Raw genomic sequence first — 16116 nt, 5'->3', positions numbered from 1 at the left:
GATTTCTTCAGTCAGTGATAGCTATGTCAAAATGTGGCCCGATGACACATGATATTTAGAAATTTATTTTTCACCGCCCCACACTTCGGACAAATCCATAAGACGCTCCAATAAACCCTCCAGCGAGATGACTAAATTGGGATACCCTATCAATTTTTAAAATTGATAACACTTCACTGCCGATGTAAAGCACTGCAATAATGATGAAGGTCAAAGGAATTTCTCGACTTCTGATATTTGAAAAAGAGCTAAGAAGAATCAGCATAAATGCAATCCCGCTTCCACCTATGAGGGAATTGGAGAATAAAAATGCGTTTAGCAATGCCGTTGATATCGCTGTAATCAAAATCATTTCAAAGAGCTTGACTGAACCATATTTTTCTTCAAGCAAAGGTCCGACAAGAAGAATGATCATCATGTTTCCGATGAGGTGATTCCAATTAGCATGACCGGCAATGTATGAAACCAACTTGAAATAAAAATATGGATTCAAAAATGATGATAAGTGCCGAGGCGATGAAAAATATTTTGCTAAAATACCGTTGCTGGTGAATGCCAAAACACATATGGATATTATGGCATAGGTCAGAATAACAGGAGAGTTGTATTTAATCCTCATTTGTCGTTCTTTACCGGTTTTAAACCCATACAGGGTTTCTCATCATTTTCGTCAGCCAAAAACGGGACCACATGCATTTTTTTTAGGTGTCTTTTTTTTAGAAATAGGGTGTTCCTTGAAGTAAAGTTTATCCTTTAAAAGATGACATTTTTTGTATTTCGTTCCGCTACCACACCAGCACGGATCATTTTTCCCCGGTGAAATTTCAGGAGGTATCTGCTCGTTACTAAAAAGCTGACTGAACCAACCCATATAAAATACTCCTATTTTTGAATTAGCTTTACAAGCTTTAGATTATAAGCGGACCATTAATTTTGTAAAGAATTAAAGATCAAACTGAAAATTGTTCTAAGACCTTGTTCGTTCAGCCTGGTTTTCTTCTGGATTTTTTTCATGAAAGACCTTATTTTAGCGGCATAATTCATATAATCTGACATTTATTGACCAGTGATTGGCTTATGTGAGCCACCGCCAGCCTTACGTTTGGTATTGACCGCTTTTTTCTGAAAGGCCATTAAGAAAAATAATACCATAATTGTTCCCTAAGAAAGGTTAAAAATAATAAGTAGCGATAGATAAAATTTCAATATCTTAGCAACAAATTGACATCATAAAATAGAACCCGTATATTAATAAGTTATTTAAATATGGGTGTATTATTGCAATAATAATTTTTGTATATTTATTGCTGTCAAGCCAACAACTCCTTTTTCAATTCAAATAAAGGATACTCGGAATCGAATTTTCGCAAAAAAAAGCCGAAGCCCTATCTCTCAGAAAAAATGGAAATTTCAATCAAGCCTTAGAAATATATAAATATTTGTGGGAAAATTATAGGCCACGATGCAATGAATGGGAAGGGTGGGGATATGCAAATTGTTTAAGAAAACTGGGGAAGTCCGAAAAGGCTTTGGATATTTGTCGTGAATATTATCCTCTTAATAAAGAATTTGAATTGGGCAACAATCTATACGCATGGTGCATTTATGAAACCAGTGTTAAATTGGACCTTGATCAAATAAGCGATGATGAATCAACTTTTTTTAAAGCTGTTAGTGCCATTGAAGGATTAGTCGATCAAAAAGCTCATACCCCCTTTTCCAAAGCTGTACTAAAAACATGTGAATATTTAAGCAAATCAAAAAAAAGTTTCCCAGCAGAAACGATATTGAACTGGCTTAATCGATTATCGTTTGATCTGATTTCCTCTGAAGAGTACACCTTTAAAGATAAAAACAATAAAATTCTTTCAATCCCGTCTGAAAAAGAGAAGTACTATATGCTAAAATCCAAAGCATTGGAACGGATGGGTCTATATGATGATTGCATTGCTATATGTGAAGACGCTTTAAAAACTATCGAATCGTTCCATTATAACGACAATATCTGGTTAAAAAGGCGATTAGGTCTATGCTATATCAAAACTGGTGAATATGAGAAAGCGCTCATTTTTTTAGAATCAGTTCTAAAACAAAAGAGCGAATGGTTTGTGAATTTTGATATTTCAAGAGTATATTATCATTTAGATAATATGCCCGACGCTTTAAAGTATTCAATTCAAGCCGCATTGTTTAAAGGACAAGTCGGATTTAAATGGGAATTGTTTTTTCATATGGCAAGAATTTACAAAAACTTAAAAATGTTCGATTTAGCGAAAGATCATACGGCTCTTGCCTACAAACTCCGTCAAGATAACAATTGGAATATTCCAGAAGAATTGGACGATTTTACAAACCTTATAAACTTGAGCTTGGATAATTATGGAGACACGTTGAGTCTTCATAAAAAGTTATTCGAGACATGGGAACAGTCGCTAATAGATAATTCCAATTTTTTAAAAGGAACTATTAAAAATATCTTGGCTAATGGTAAAGCGGGATTCATTAACCAAGACGATACTAATGAAGATTTTTACTTTAGTTTTAGAGACTCCCATATTAAAACACAAAATATAAAAATAGGACTTAAGGTTTTATTTTTAACAAAGGATAGTTTCGATAATAAAAAGCAAAGAAAAACTATTGCAGCACATAATGTCAGAGGATGTACGGATACAAATTCTAATCTCAAGTAATTATCAATTTAGGAAACGTGATGGCATATAAAAACCTTAATATCGATCAAAAGAGATTAAATGAACTTTTAAAAGACAAAATATTTTTTGATTTATCTGAGCCGCCAATAGTAAAAAAGACTAAAGGGGCATCATCAAATATAACAATCGAAAAACAAGGCATCCAAGCATCAATAACAATATATTTTAATAATAATGGCACAGTTTCTTTTTCGATAATTGGGAAAAACCCTGAATTATCAGAAGATTACATTAAATTTTTAATCGGCGAATGCAAGGAAGCAGACTCGCACAATAATTGCATAACGTATCGAAAAATTAAACAGGACGACTTTGAATTATTATTGGAATATTTGGATACAGAAGAAGCAGTAAAAAGTGAAAGTCTTGAACCATACAAGACTAATAATAATCATACCATTTTCAAAATCAGCAGTATTTATAAAGATGAAACGACACTAACTCAATATGCCAATCAAACCATATTATTGCAAGGGCGGCCACTATATATATACAATGTAATCAAATCATTTATTAATGAATTGATTGATTTTGATCAAGTTGTCGAAATCGAATCCGATTTGTATAAGATAGACCTAAAGCCTGATGTGGTCCGGGAAGAATTAGAATCAAGGTTATTTGCAGTTTACGGACGATTTGATGAAAAAATCCTTAAGGTGATGACGCCTGCGTTGTCATTAATGAAAATAGATGTTGAATTGGAAGATTATTCTTGCTGTATCTATCCTGCCCTAAGGGGTTTAGAAGGCTATATTCGTATGCTTCTAAGTGAATTTTCAAAAGAGTATAAGACCGTCGGCCGCTTAGGATCGCTTTTCGATGAAAATAAAAGTTATGAAACGATGCTATTTTTAAAAGATGACATAAAAAATGATGTTGTCTGCAAATCCCTACAAAATGCTTATTTTATGTACGTGAAGCATCGGCACCCATTGTTTCATACCGATAAAAAAGACGCCTCTTTGACGGTAATAACTCATACTCGAGAAACAGCAACCACCTTGATTAATGAAATATTTGATGTTATAAATCAATCCTTTTATCAAATAACAAATGAAGAATAAACGATTTGACATAAAAAGAACCAACGCTGACAGATATTCTTATATCGTTTTGTCAACGAGCTATATGAGCCCCATAGAATGGGTAGAAGAGCTTGAAGCCTGTTTGATGAAAGAAGAGTATGTTGGAAATATCCTTTTAGACTTACTTCTGTCAAATGGTTACGATAGAGATCGATTTTATGAAATTTTCTTTGATGGAAAAAAGTTAAACTTCCAAACGCTCTTAAATGTTACAAAAGTTTCAGAAGAACTAAAACAAGTTTCGGGCGAATATTATAGCAGAAATTCTGAAATCCTTGATAATAGCGTATTGACAAAGCCGCAACGATTCTTAATTAAAAAGAAACGGCTTTTATGACTTTCCATCATTTGTATTTAGAAATTCTGCTAATTCAAAAAACAATCAGATAATGGCTAAAAAATATTTAGAGAATTTATTCCGATTGTATGGCTCCCTCGGATTAATCCTGCTCAAAAAAAATGTACCGCGAATCAATCCCCCCTTTTTCGTGAAATTATAATTTTGAAAAGCGAGCATTCTGTCTATGATTGTGGCCCCATTGCCTTTATTCAAAGGGCGTTCGATACTTTTGTTAAAGCTCAGTCCTTGGTGTCTTCCATCAGCTTATCGGTCTCATATTCACCAATAAATAGATCACACTAATGCTGATTAAAATCGATTATTCTGGATAATCATGATGCTTAAAGATATAGTCAAAAAGATAGTCTGAATCTTCTCGTATTTCCTGTTCAGATTCATCATATTCATTTTGCTCTACGCAATAATCAATCCACAGTTTCTTTCCATATTTCTCTAATTCAGCTAAAATTTCCCGGCACTCTGCTTTTGGCATCTTTATTGTCTCAAGGTAACCCGATATTCCGTTTATGACCAACGACAGATTGGTAATATGGTCCCTATCATCATTGTTTCCTTCCTGAAAATTTTGATGCATTTCAGATATGATTGATACTCCAATTAACAGTGAAGGATCATTTAAATTCATAATTTCTCCAGTTTTCTGTTACTTCAAGTTGATCAAGAAGAGAGGTTATTGATTTTGTCAGCAAGTTTGACCATCCATATTCTTCTGGGCTGGAGTTTTAAAATTAATCACCTCTATTCCGGATTCGTCATAAATAATTGATCCACGCGTATCTGTCTTGAAAAGATTTTCTTCTGATGTCATCACAGGTCATTTCCAATAAACTTTTTATACCATTCTGAAATCTTCCGTTCATCCACACCACTGAGAGCACGCAGATTATCCTTTAAATCTTTCATTGCCTCGGGTCCCCTTGTGAAATAGGCATCCGCTCGTTTTCCGATAATATAGGTGGACAATACATTGGCACTGGCCGAAGTCGCCATACCGATGGCCGGAATAGCCTTTGAAAGCCATTTCTGTGCCGCAATTTCACCTACCTTATGTGACACACCTTTTACCGCTTTACCACTAATAGTGTTGATGCCGGCACTCAAACCCGTTACTGCAAGTATGACCTCACTGCGCTCCATCTCAGATAACCGTTTCCCATAGGCTTCCGCGATTTCTAACACAAGCTCGGAATGCATTTTCAGTATGCTGCTGATATCAACTACAAATCCTACGGTCAGCGCTAAAGCTGTCCCCAGTCCCGGAATGAGGCTGGAGGCTGATGTTGTAACCCCAATGGCGGCTGTTTTCTGGCATTTGGCCTTTATAAGCTTCTCAACCACTTCGGCATCAGAAAGGCCCGGATATTTTTTTTTCATATCCCGGGTTTGTTTAATTGCTTTATCTGGATTCACGCCACTGAATCGTTTAACCGAATAATCGAGCAATCTCATTGCAGTCTTTCTCGCAAGTCCATTCGTTGGAATTTCGGTGTCTTGATCGATAGCATGTGAAACACCCACATTCTGTTCAAGTTTTTCGACATTAGCAAGCGCTTCTTTTTTGTTCTGTCTGGTCATTTCATCACCTCATTACCGAACGCCACAAAAGAACTGCCGTCGTCAAAATATTCTGCTGCCAGTTCCATAATGTTTTCTCCTTAATTAAATGCTTGACTCGCCAGAAAAAGGAGTTTATACAATTTGACATAGTTATAAAAGGAAAAATCTATGACCATCCGCAAAACAGACAGCTATTATTTTTATTTTTGGTATTATTTTTATACCGGCCTGCCTGTATTGCGCTAAATATATCATTTTTTAAAGCCGCAGGCAGACACCGCCTGCGGCTTTTTTATTTGAAGTTTCAGGCGACCAGAGCCCGCGAAAGGAATCGTCATGAAACAGATTAACGATGTAAACGTAGAATCATTTCTCACCCTTACCTCCCCGGAAGTCATGCGAACGGAACTGCCCATACCCGACGAAACTGCCGACAACGTGCTGGCCGGCCGCAGGGAAGTCCAGGAGATCCTTACCGGAGAGGACAAACGGCTGATGGTCATTGCAGGTCCCTGCTCCATCCATGACATGGATGGCGCCATGGAGTATGCCCAAAAGATGAAAGCCCTGCGTGAAGAGGTAAAAGATAAAATCAGCCTGATTATGCGGGTCTATTTTGAAAAACCCAGAACCACCGTGGGCTGGAAGGGACTGATCAATGATCCGCTCCTGGATTCCTCATATAATATGGAAGAAGGACTTCGAAGGGCAAGGTCCCTGCTGATCAGCATCAATGCCTTGGGTCTGCCTGCTGCCACGGAAATTTTAGATCCCATTACCCCCCAGTACATTGCCGGGCTTTTAAGCTGGGTGGCCATTGGTGCACGCACCACAGAGTCCCAGACCCACCGGGAGATGGCCTCGGGACTCTCCATGCCCGTGGGATTCAAAAACGGTACCGACGGCACTCTGACGGCAGCAATCAACGCCACCCAGGCCGCCAAGACGCCCCAGCATTTTCTGGGCATTGATCCGGACGGCAAAACAGCGGTTGTCTCCACCCGGGGCAACCGCTTCTGCCACATTGTCCTGCGCGGCGGGACCACACCCAACTATGATCCCGTCTCCGTGGGAAAAGCCCAGGCCCGACTCAGGGAAAGAGACCTTTTGGATGCGGTGATCATTGACTGTTCCCATGACAACTCCGGCCAGAAATACACGGGCCAGGCCTTTGTATTCAAGAGCGCCGTGGATCAAAGGCTTGGGGGCAATGACAGGATTGTGGGCCTGATGCTGGAAAGCAACCTGTTTGAAGGCAATCAGAAATGCAAATGCAACGGGGATGCGGATAACCTTAAGTACGGGGTCTCCATCACAGATGAATGCATCTCATGGGAAACCACGGAAAAACTTCTCCATTGCGCATTTGATAAGCTGCCCTGAATTTTAACACGACATTGAGTCCGAAACAGTTTAACCTGAGAGCGCGGGCCGTGACGTCCGCGCTCCCGGAGATGGCCAAATGGAGAAGTTATTTAAGATCCGTTCCTTAATTTTGAGTGCTTTCCGTGACCATAAATCAATTGCAACAGCCCCGGAGATTTCGTTTTTGCCTCACGTTGTTCCATATGCAATACATGGTCGCATTTTTGCACCCATCACATAACCCTCTTTTTTTATACCCCCCTTGTCAAAGATATAATAGACCTTATTTTTCAGTCCATTGCACATAAGCTCAATATTAATAAAACAATGGCACACGCTTTGCTTTCCTTTACTGAAGATTCCAAAACCAGGGATCTTGGCAATTGAATTAAAAGAGACTGGAGATATACAAAATGAAACAGGCAGTATTTGTGAGCAGGGATAAAGCTCAGTTTAAGGGGCTTGAACAGATGTTGGGCCAACACAGCATTGAAATAAAATGGTGCGCAACAGGCAAAGAACTTTTATCCCTGATTGCCAATACGCCAAAAGGTCAATGGATTGACCTGGTAATCATGGAAGAAACTCTGACGGACATGAATGCCAAAGTCTTGGTGGAGGCCGTCACCACCCAAAGCCCCATGACCAATTGTGCAATTACCGGCACCATGGATAAAAAACAGTTCCATGATGTTTATGAAGGATACGGTGTACTGATGCAGCTGCCTGTTCAACCGGGGCAGGATGATGCCCGAAACCTGGAAAACCAATTGAAAAAAATCAGGTTGCTCGGGTGAGGCGAAAAACCCTGACCCCCCCAAGGAGATAAAATTATATGATTATCAGCATAGCAAGCGGAAAAGGCGGCACAGGTAAGACTACTGTGGCCACCAATCTTTGCGCAAGTCTTGATAGAGACCTTATGCTTTTAGACTGCGACGTGGAAGAACCCAATGCCCACCTTTTCCTGAACCCAAACTTCACTGGAAAAGAAAGGGTCAATGCCCCTGTGCCTAAAGTGGACTTAAGCCTTTGCACCTATTGCAAAAAATGTATGGATATCTGCCGGTTCGGCGCAATTGCCGTGGCCGGGAAAACGGTGGTTACCTTTCCGGAACTCTGCCACTCTTGTGGCGGCTGCACGGTTGTTTGTCCGGAAAAAGCCATCACTGAAATCGACCGGTTCATCGGTACGGTGGAAACAGGCACCCTGAATCTGCCCGGTTCCCCGTCATTCGGCCGGGGGCTTATGGATATCGGCCAGGTTATGGCACCACCGGTCATCAGGCAGGTTCGGAAACTTGAGAAAGAAAAAGAACTCACCATTATAGATGCCCCGCCGGGCACCTCCTGTCCCGTGATTGCCTCCATGAAAGGAACGGATTTTGTGCTTCTGGTCACCGAGCCCACGCCCTTTGGGCTGCATGATCTGACCCTGGCCGTGGAAGCGGTGAAGCTGTTAGGCATTCCCTGCGGTATTGTGATCAACCGGGCGGGTATTGGCAATGATGAGGTTAAAATTTATGCCCGAAATGAAAATATTCCAATTTTACTGGAAATTCCCTTTGACAAGGACATTGCTTCGGCCTACTCAAAGGGCGAACTGCTTGTCCAGGCTTTGCCTGAATACAAAGAGATATTTAAAGGTCTGTACACATCTATTGAAGCAATCGTAAACCGGAAAGGGGATGCCTGATGAAAGAACTTGTTATTTTAAGCGGCAAAGGCGGAACCGGAAAAACCAGTTTAACAGCAGCATTTGCAAGCCTTGCCGGGAATATGATGCTTTGTGATGCGGACGTGGATGCAGCAGACCTCCACCTTATTATGGACCCGGACATTCAAGAAACCCATGATTTTGCAGGCGGCTATGAGGCAGAAATCATCCCTGACGCCTGCACCGGCTGCGGTCAGTGTATGGAGCTGTGCAGGTTTGACGCCGTTAAACCGGTGGAAGGCGCAGGGATATTTTATATTGACGGCCTTGCCTGTGAAGGCTGCGGGGTCTGCGCAGACCTGTGTCCTGAATCTGCTATTAAATTTGAGGAAAAAGTCTGCGGACAATGGTTTGCTTCCTCTACCCGGTTCGGAGAGATGATCCATGCCCGCTTAGGCATTGCAGAAGACAACTCAGGCCGGTTGGTGGCCCTGGTCAGAGACGAGGCCAGAAAACGGGTACTTGCGAACCACATTGACCTCCTGCTCACGGACGGCCCTCCGGGTATCGGATGCCCGGTTATTGCCTCCATCGGGCATGCCAACGCAGTTCTCATCGTGACCGAGCCCACGGTTTCAGGCATCCATGACATGGAACGTGTGGCCCAGTTGGCAGCCCATTTTAAAATACCGGCCATGGTCTGCATCAACAAATACGATTTAAACACGGATCAGGCCCGGGCCATTGAGGCCATTGCCGAAAAAAGAAATATGGAATTTGTGGGAAAACTCCCCTTTGACCCGGCATTCACAGCAGCCATGGTCCAAGGTAAATCCATCATGGAAACCCATGGTGACAGCCCTGTTGCAACACAAATCAAAGAGATCTGGAATCGAATTATGGCTCACCCGGCCATGAAGATGGACAGGCTGTGTTAACTAAATAATATTTTTTAGATTCAATATACACAAGTAAAGGAGTTAAGTAAAAATTATGAAAAACGGTAGAATTGCAATTCCCTCCAACGGAGAAGGAGGACTTTCCGGTACCCGTGCAGGCCATTTCGGACATTGTGACGTATTCACCTTTGTGGATGTCAAGGATGGAAAAATTGAAACGGTATCCACCGTTGCCAACCAGGAGCATGCCCAGGGCGGCTGCATGGTACCTGTAAACCTTCTGGCCGAACATCGGGTAAATGCCCTGATCGTGGGCGGCATCGGCATGCGGCCGCTCATGGGCTTCCGCCAGGTGGGCATTGATGTCTATCACGATGACCAGCGTCCGAATATTGAACCTGTGGTCATGGACCTTATTGCCGGCAAACTTACACAGATTCGGAACGATCAGGTCTGCGGCGGTGGTGGCGGCGGCGCACAATAGTGCCCATCCACAAATTCATTTCAGGACGGACACAGATTAATACTTTTTAGGAAAAACCAATGAAAATAGCGATTACATCAGCGGGCAAAGACCTTGATGCCCAGGTGGACCCCAGATTCGGCAGAGCGGCCTACATCATAGTGGTGGACACAGACACCCTGGATTTTGAGGTCATTGACAACGCTGAAAATAAAAATGCCTTTAAAGGCGCCGGTATTACAGCGGCTTCGGCAATCTGTGACAAGGGTGCCCAGGTCTTGATCACAGGGTTCTGCGGCCCCAATGCATTCAAAACCCTTGACAGTGCCGGCGTAAAAGTAGCCAATGACGCCTCCGGCACCATCAAAAGTACGATTGAAGACTTTAAAGCAGGTAAATTCACATTTGCCGACGGGTCCAACGCCGAAGGTCACTGGTAAAAAATTAATCCGAAGCGCGCCCTGTCCTGGTGGCATCTTTTACCCCTATCTTACCCCCGTCTCATTTAAAAAGGTGTCGCCAGCACAGGGTGTGCTTCTGTAAAAAAGGAGAAAATATGCCTTTATATGACTTCCATTGTCCGCAATGCAACCGGATTCTTGAACTGCTCGTGACCGGTCGGGATGACCAGGCTGTCTGCCCTGAGTGCGGCAGTACCCAACTTGAAAAGCTCGTGGCAGCCCACTCAAGCTTTTCAGGCAAATCCGGCAGCTCCCTGCCCGGCCCCAACGACACAGCCTGCTGCGGTTCCAGACCGGGTGAAAAAAGTGGATGTGCCGGTCCCGGTTCATGCTGCGGCAGGACTTTTTAAAAAAATTGTACAACATCCCTTCAGCCTTTGAAAAACGTATAAAACGCCGTATTTCCGGAAGACCCCATGTTTTTTTTGCCGTATGCCCACCGGGCCTTGGTGGTGTTTGTGAAACAGAGGTGAACCGGGTCTCCCAAAAGGCGGGGGAAATATTCTCAGATAACGACAGAATCACTGATATTAAGGCGCTTCCCGGGGGGATTGAATTCACAACCAGATTGAAAACCGCCTGCCTGGCCAATATTCTGATGGGATCAACCACCCGGATACTCATGCGTGTCGCATCATTCAAGGCAGATGGTTTCAGGCGGCTTGAAGAACAGATTAAATCCATTGACTGGGAATTGTACCTGCCGCCCCAAAGCCCGCCTGATATCAGGGTATCCACCCACAAATCGCGCCTGTATCACTCCACAGCCATTGCGGACCGGATCAGACCCATCATTCATGACCGGCTGTTTTTAAAGGATAGATCTGAGCAGCACGACATCAGCAAATCAGCCGAAACCATTTCCCAGCCCCTGATGGTCCGCGGGGAAAATGACAGATTTGAACTCTCCCTTGATATGTCCGGAACCTCTTTGTACAAACGCGGAATTAAAGAAAAAATTGTTAAAGCACCTTTGCGTGAAACCCTGGCCTTTGCCATTCTGACCCGGCTGGATCTGTCAGAAAAGGACATGATCGCCGACCCCATGTGCGGCTCCGGCACATTCAGCTTAGAGGGCGCCATGATGCAGTGCGCACTGCCCCCAGGGGCATTCAGATCATTTGCCTTTGAAGCGTGGCCGGGATTTGAGGAAAAAAGTATCACCCATGCCCGCAACAGGCTTCTGGCAGCAGCCGGGGCATGCATGGACGCCGGGCCGTTGCCCCCCATCCTGGCCCGTGATATAGACCAGGCAGCCATTGACCGGCTGAAACAAACCTGCACCCGACACAGGCTGTTTCAACGCATCTGCCCAGTCTGCGATGATTTCTTCACCATGAAGCCCCCACCCATTACAGACAACCAGGGGGTAGTGCTCCTGAATCCACCCTATGGCATCCGCCTGGATAAAAATGACGATATCACAGCCCTTTATAAAGAGATCGGGAACAAGCTGGCTGCGGATTTCAAAGGATGGCGGGCAGGCGTTGTCTGTCCGGGCAGAAAAGAGTTCCGGGCGCTGAACTTAAGCCTGTCAACCATGCCCCTTTTCCATGGCGGACTTGATCTTCGCACTGCCATCGGCGTGATCGGCAGGTAAGCCGGTACATCAGCTCAAACCACGAATAAAACTTTCCAAACAAGAAAAATACTCACCGGCATTAAACATCATAATGCTGTTGTGATCGCCCCGATCAAACAATTTAATCGTTTTACGCCCTGGCGCCCAATCATAAAGCCGCTTACCGTGGCTCACATCAATCAAGCCATCATTAACGGTGTGCAGCACCAATACATCGCCTTTAAATGAGGCTATTTTCTGCTGATGATTAAGCTGCTGCTCCACTGCGTTGCGTAAAGCAGACAAATCAACATTGAGTTCATCAGGGTGAACACGCAACAGCAAACGCTCAAGCACATCGGCAACAGCACTTTCAAGAACCAGCCCGGCGGCATCAGGAAAACGGGCTGCGGCTTCAAGAGCAAAAATAGAACCAACACTACGACCGAAAAAAATAAAATCCTTCTCATTACGTTTTAAGGCTTCGATGGTTGGCGCTACATCGCAGATCATTTTACCCAATTGGGCCCGACCGCTTGATTGTCCATAACCGCGCAATTCCGCCAACAAACAATTACAGCCCATCTGATGAATCAAGGAGACAAAATCACCTTGCCAGTCATCAACAATCTCACCATTGCCGTGAAAATGTACTAGCGTTTTTGCCTCGGGATTAATTTCATGATAGCTGCAGGCTAATCTTGCGCCATCAACATCAACCCAAAAAGGATCAGCAAAAAAACCCTTGCGGGGAAAAAAATAACGCTGCTCAATTAACGGATGATCAAGCAAGTTATCCACGGGCACTCCTTCCTTATAGCAGCCGTGGGCTGACCTGACATATCAACTGCCGGGCATGGCCCACAACAAAGTTTGAAAAATATGAACAAATGGGGTCACACAATATGTAGACCCGAAAATATTTTCTGGAAGCCGGAACCTGTTTCAATGCCTGCATCCTGAATATCTCTAACAAGTGATACGCCAGCACCGGTGGATCTGTTTTTTCTTGGAAACATAATCCTCAGGGATTGTTTCCTGGGTGATCTCTTTAATATCAGCGGCATCAAGCTTGTTTTCATCCAACAAAAAATTTTGGTGGTTGGTGGAAAAAAAGACCGTGCTCCCCAAGCGCATGAGCTTGAACACCTGGTTAAGCAAAAACGGATAGTCTTTGGCAATATCAAAGTGCATGTTGTCCAGGCGCGTTGTGGAATAGGAGGGTGGGTCCACCACAGCCAGATCGTATCTGTGTTCAAGTCGAAGGGCTTTTTTCAGGAAATCAAACGTATCCATCTGGACCTGGGTGTGGCATGATGCCGACAACTGATTTAAGGCCAGATTTTCCTTGACCCAGGTAATGGCGGTTTCGGACCGGTCCACGGACAGGGTGGAGGCAGCCCCTCCCTTTGCCGCATAACAGGTGAAAGCCCCGGTGTAACAGTACAGATTTAAAAAATCCTTACCCCGGGACATCTGCCTGACCATCATCCGGGTCTCCCTGTGGTCGGAAAATAGCCCCGTGTCCACATAATCGCTGGGGTTGATCAGGAATTGAAGATCGCGTTCCCACACGGGGATTTTCTTATTCTTGGTATTAATCCTTTGGTATCGAGCCCCGTCCTTGATGCCTGCTTTACGGATTTTAAGATGCAGGTTTGCCTGCGGAACATCAAGGGCCTGCGCCACAGCTTGACCCATCAGAGGCAGCCAGTCCGGATCGGACTGTTTTCTGGCATATTCTGCCACCACAAGATGCCCTGCATACCAGTCCACCACAGCCCTGATTTCCGGGATATCCCAGTCATAAAGCCGGAAAACTTCCAGGTTTTGTTTTGCGAACCGCTTATGCAGATGCTTGAATCTTTTTTTTACCCGGTTGGCCAGCATCTGGGCCTGGGCCTGATATTTTTCACTGGTCTCCATGGCAAAAAGTCATACACCATTCAAGTGTGAAAGGCAAGCAGGGCAAAGGCGTTATCCAGAAGACGCCCAGACGCTTCTCTCCTTGCTGGCATCCGAAAAAGAGCATATTTCAGACTTGATCAGCGTTTTCAATTCAGCAATTCGTCCACGGATGTATAACCCAGACCGAAAGCCTCGGCCACAGCCTTGTAAGTCACCTTGCCGTTGATGACGTTGGCGCCACGTTTGATCTCCTCGTTGGCCTGCATCGCCCCTTTCCAACCCTGGTTGGCGATCTGCAGCGCATACGGCAGTGTGGCGTTGGTCAGCGCCAGCGTCGAGGTCTTGGCAACTGCTCCAGGCATGTTGGCAACGCAGTAGTGCACCACGCCCTCCACCACAAAGGTGGGATCGCCATGGGTGGTGGCCTTGGAGGTTTCAAAGCACCCCCCCTGGTCGATGGCCACGTCCACCAGCACCGAGCCGGTCTTCATGGTTTTGAGCATATCGCGGGTCACCAGCTTGGGTGCTTTGGCTCCGGGAATCAGCACAGCCCCGATCACGACATCGGCCTTTTTTACCAGTTTGCGAATCGTTGCCGGACTGGACATCAGGGTGAAGCAGTTGGCCGGCATCACATCGCTCAAGTAACGCAACCGGTCCAGGTTCAGATCCAACAGGTAGACTTTGGCCCCCAGACCGCAGGCCATCTTGGCCGCATTGACCCCGACCACGCCGCCACCAATCACCACCACCGTGGCCAGCTCCACCCCGGGGACCCCGCCCAGAAGAATGCCATGGCCGCCATGGGTCATCTCCAAAAACCTGGCGCTTTCCTGGATGGCCATGCGTCCGGCCACCTCACTCATGGGGGTCAACAGCGGCAGAGTGCCGTCGGCCTTCTGGATGGTTTCATAAGCGATGCATACGGCCTTACTCTTGATCAATGCCCGGGTCTGGAGCTCGTCAGCTGCCAGGTGGAGATAGGTGAAAATGATCTGCCCTTCCCGGATCAGGTCGTACTCCGGCGGCAAGGGTTCTTTAACGTGCATGATCATGTCAGCCCCAGCGTAGATCTGTTTGGGGGTATCAACCATGTCGGCTCCGGCCCGGATGTAGGCGTCATCGGCAAAGCCGCTTGCCGCCCCGGCGCTTTTCTCCACCAGAACCTCGTGCCCGCTCTTAATCATCACCTCCACTCCCGCCGGAGTCATGCACACCCGATTCTCCGCCGACTTGATCTCCTTGGGTATTCCTACAATCATGTTTCCTCTCTTATGCATGCGGTTTGAATCTCAAAATCTTTTCTGTTTTATGATATCTGTTTTTTCAAGCTCACCACACAGCCGGCTAAACCATTTTCCACTGGGAAAAAACGCGAGATGCTCATAGGTTTGAGGGGCAAAAATCACGGAAATAAAACGGGTGTGACTGGGCATGGCCACAAACAAAACGGCAATGAGCATATAAATGGCGATGGTTGCCTTAATATTTCCAAGGCTTCCAAATTTAAATGCCGTGCCTGAAGATTTTTTCTTTTTCAAGTTTAAAAAATCGAGACTGAACAGCTCATCAAGTATAAGGTGCAGGATCGAACCGCAAAAAACGAATCCCCCGGCCATCCAGGAGACAAAATCATTGAAATGGAACACGCGATTTAAACCGATTGCAGCCATGCATCCAAAGGCCACTGCCGCCGGTATGGAATGAATAATGCCTCGGTGGACCGTCAGCTTCGTAAATAAAGAAAAAATAAAAATTTTTATAAAAATAAAACTTACCGCCCAGATGATGAACAACTCAATCACTGTGTTATCGGCACGCTGCTTGAACACCACTAAAAAAGAAATCACTGTTGCAATAAATGTAAACAGCAATCGGACAGTTAAAGAAGCGTCTGAATCAATGTCCGGCAACAGGCCGCCCACCACCCCGAGAACAAAGTAAAGCAGCACTTCCTGGGGAGACGCAACTGACGCTGCAAACAGCATTGTTGCCGCAATGCTGCTTGCGATGCTTGCCACGGTAAGATGTGTTTTAAAATCCGCCACTGTTTAAACCGACTCATTATCTTTGAAATACGTTTCT

General features: G+C 44.8%; 19 protein-coding genes. 11 read left to right on the top strand and 8 right to left on the bottom strand.

Features of this window, described 5'->3' with window-relative positions; genetic code table 11:
* Positions 1-70: 70 nt before the first annotated feature.
* A complete protein-coding gene (locus DESPODRAFT_RS04815) occupies positions 71-619 on the bottom strand; it encodes a rhomboid family intramembrane serine protease (RefSeq protein WP_004071779.1) in 549 nt (182 codons plus the stop codon).
* Between the two features lie 51 nt (positions 620-670).
* Positions 671-871 carry an SEC-C metal-binding domain-containing protein gene (locus DESPODRAFT_RS19285; RefSeq protein ID WP_004071778.1) on the bottom strand — a complete coding sequence of 67 codons (201 nt, stop codon included), beginning with the start codon at positions 869-871 and terminating at the stop codon, positions 671-673.
* Between the two features lie 568 nt (positions 872-1439).
* Between DESPODRAFT_RS19285 and DESPODRAFT_RS04810 the strand changes: the two genes are divergently transcribed.
* From DESPODRAFT_RS04810 to DESPODRAFT_RS04800, 3 genes are read left to right on the top strand one after another with little or no spacing between them, the layout of a single operon-like run.
* Positions 1440-2693, top strand: coding sequence for a DUF7017 domain-containing protein (locus tag DESPODRAFT_RS04810; protein WP_004071777.1), 1254 nt, complete (start codon positions 1440-1442; stop codon positions 2691-2693).
* Positions 2694-2713: 20 nt separating this feature from the next.
* Positions 2714-3778 (top strand): type II toxin-antitoxin system RnlA family toxin, encoded by a 1065-nt coding sequence (locus tag DESPODRAFT_RS04805; RefSeq protein ID WP_004071776.1) that lies wholly within the window; start codon positions 2714-2716, stop codon positions 3776-3778.
* A complete protein-coding gene (locus DESPODRAFT_RS04800; RefSeq protein ID WP_004071775.1) occupies positions 3768-4136 on the top strand; it encodes a type II toxin-antitoxin system RnlB family antitoxin in 369 nt (122 codons plus the stop codon). Before DESPODRAFT_RS04805 ends, DESPODRAFT_RS04800 begins: the two co-directional genes overlap by 11 nt.
* 322 nt (positions 4137-4458) lie before the next feature.
* Here the strand turns inward: DESPODRAFT_RS04800 and DESPODRAFT_RS04795 are convergent, their stop codons facing one another.
* Together DESPODRAFT_RS04795 and DESPODRAFT_RS04790 are read right to left on the bottom strand one after the other, a co-directional pair.
* Positions 4459-4785, bottom strand: coding sequence for a hypothetical protein (locus tag DESPODRAFT_RS04795; protein ID WP_004071774.1), 327 nt, complete (start codon positions 4783-4785; stop codon positions 4459-4461).
* A 182-nt stretch (positions 4786-4967) separates the two neighbouring features.
* Positions 4968-5735 carry a DUF697 domain-containing protein gene (locus DESPODRAFT_RS04790; protein ID WP_004071772.1) on the bottom strand — a complete coding sequence of 256 codons (768 nt, stop codon included), beginning with the start codon at positions 5733-5735 and terminating at the stop codon, positions 4968-4970.
* Positions 5736-6053: 318 nt separating this feature from the next.
* Between DESPODRAFT_RS04790 and DESPODRAFT_RS04780 the strand changes: the two genes are divergently transcribed.
* The 8 genes from DESPODRAFT_RS04780 to DESPODRAFT_RS04745 all read left to right on the top strand — a co-directional run bounded on the left by DESPODRAFT_RS04780 (position 6054) and on the right by DESPODRAFT_RS04745 (position 12162).
* Entirely contained in the window at positions 6054-7100 is a 1047-nt protein-coding gene (locus DESPODRAFT_RS04780) for a 3-deoxy-7-phosphoheptulonate synthase (RefSeq protein ID WP_004071771.1), read from the top strand.
* Positions 7101-7495: 395 nt separating this feature from the next.
* Positions 7496-7879 carry a hypothetical protein gene (locus DESPODRAFT_RS04775; RefSeq protein ID WP_004071770.1) on the top strand — a complete coding sequence of 128 codons (384 nt, stop codon included), beginning with the start codon at positions 7496-7498 and terminating at the stop codon, positions 7877-7879.
* A 38-nt stretch (positions 7880-7917) separates the two neighbouring features.
* A complete protein-coding gene (locus DESPODRAFT_RS04770) occupies positions 7918-8778 on the top strand; it encodes an ATP-binding protein (protein ID WP_004071769.1) in 861 nt (286 codons plus the stop codon).
* Entirely contained in the window at positions 8778-9677 is a 900-nt protein-coding gene (locus DESPODRAFT_RS04765) for an ATP-binding protein (protein WP_004071768.1), read from the top strand. Before DESPODRAFT_RS04770 ends, DESPODRAFT_RS04765 begins: the two co-directional genes overlap by 1 nt.
* A 55-nt stretch (positions 9678-9732) precedes the next feature.
* Positions 9733-10122 carry a NifB/NifX family molybdenum-iron cluster-binding protein gene (locus DESPODRAFT_RS04760; protein ID WP_004071767.1) on the top strand — a complete coding sequence of 130 codons (390 nt, stop codon included), beginning with the start codon at positions 9733-9735 and terminating at the stop codon, positions 10120-10122.
* 59 nt (positions 10123-10181) lie between these two features.
* Entirely contained in the window at positions 10182-10541 is a 360-nt protein-coding gene (locus DESPODRAFT_RS04755; RefSeq protein WP_004071766.1) for a NifB/NifX family molybdenum-iron cluster-binding protein, read from the top strand.
* A 116-nt stretch (positions 10542-10657) separates the two neighbouring features.
* Positions 10658-10912 carry an FmdB family zinc ribbon protein gene (locus DESPODRAFT_RS04750; RefSeq protein WP_004071765.1) on the top strand — a complete coding sequence of 85 codons (255 nt, stop codon included), beginning with the start codon at positions 10658-10660 and terminating at the stop codon, positions 10910-10912.
* Positions 10891-12162, top strand: coding sequence for a THUMP domain-containing class I SAM-dependent RNA methyltransferase (locus DESPODRAFT_RS04745; protein WP_004071764.1), 1272 nt, complete (start codon positions 10891-10893; stop codon positions 12160-12162). Before DESPODRAFT_RS04750 ends, DESPODRAFT_RS04745 begins: the two co-directional genes overlap by 22 nt.
* 9 nt (positions 12163-12171) lie before the next feature.
* Here the strand turns inward: DESPODRAFT_RS04745 and DESPODRAFT_RS04740 are convergent, their stop codons facing one another.
* The 4 genes from DESPODRAFT_RS04740 to DESPODRAFT_RS04725 all read right to left on the bottom strand — a co-directional run bounded on the left by DESPODRAFT_RS04740 (position 12172) and on the right by DESPODRAFT_RS04725 (position 16079).
* The gene (locus DESPODRAFT_RS04740) at positions 12172-12924 is read right to left on the bottom strand and encodes an alpha/beta hydrolase (protein ID WP_004071763.1); all 753 of its coding nucleotides are present in this window, start codon (positions 12922-12924) and stop codon (positions 12172-12174) included.
* A 168-nt stretch (positions 12925-13092) separates the two neighbouring features.
* Positions 13093-14049: a class I SAM-dependent methyltransferase gene (locus DESPODRAFT_RS04735; protein WP_004071762.1), complete on the bottom strand. Its 957-nt coding sequence runs from the start codon at positions 14047-14049 to the stop codon at positions 13093-13095.
* 128 nt (positions 14050-14177) lie between these two features.
* Complete coding sequence (gene ald, locus DESPODRAFT_RS04730) at positions 14178-15293, bottom strand: alanine dehydrogenase (protein ID WP_004071761.1); 1116 nt, start codon at positions 15291-15293, stop codon at positions 14178-14180.
* A 30-nt stretch (positions 15294-15323) separates the two neighbouring features.
* Positions 15324-16079 (bottom strand): metal-dependent hydrolase, encoded by a 756-nt coding sequence (locus tag DESPODRAFT_RS04725; protein WP_004071760.1) that lies wholly within the window; start codon positions 16077-16079, stop codon positions 15324-15326.
* Positions 16080-16116 lie beyond the last annotated feature (37 nt).

This window comes from Desulfobacter postgatei 2ac9 (genome assembly GCF_000233695.2).
GTDB classification, from domain to species: Bacteria; Desulfobacterota; Desulfobacteria; order Desulfobacterales; family Desulfobacteraceae; genus Desulfobacter; species Desulfobacter postgatei.
Note: the sequence above shows the minus strand (reverse complement) of the source record. Positions and strands in the feature narration are given on the sequence as shown.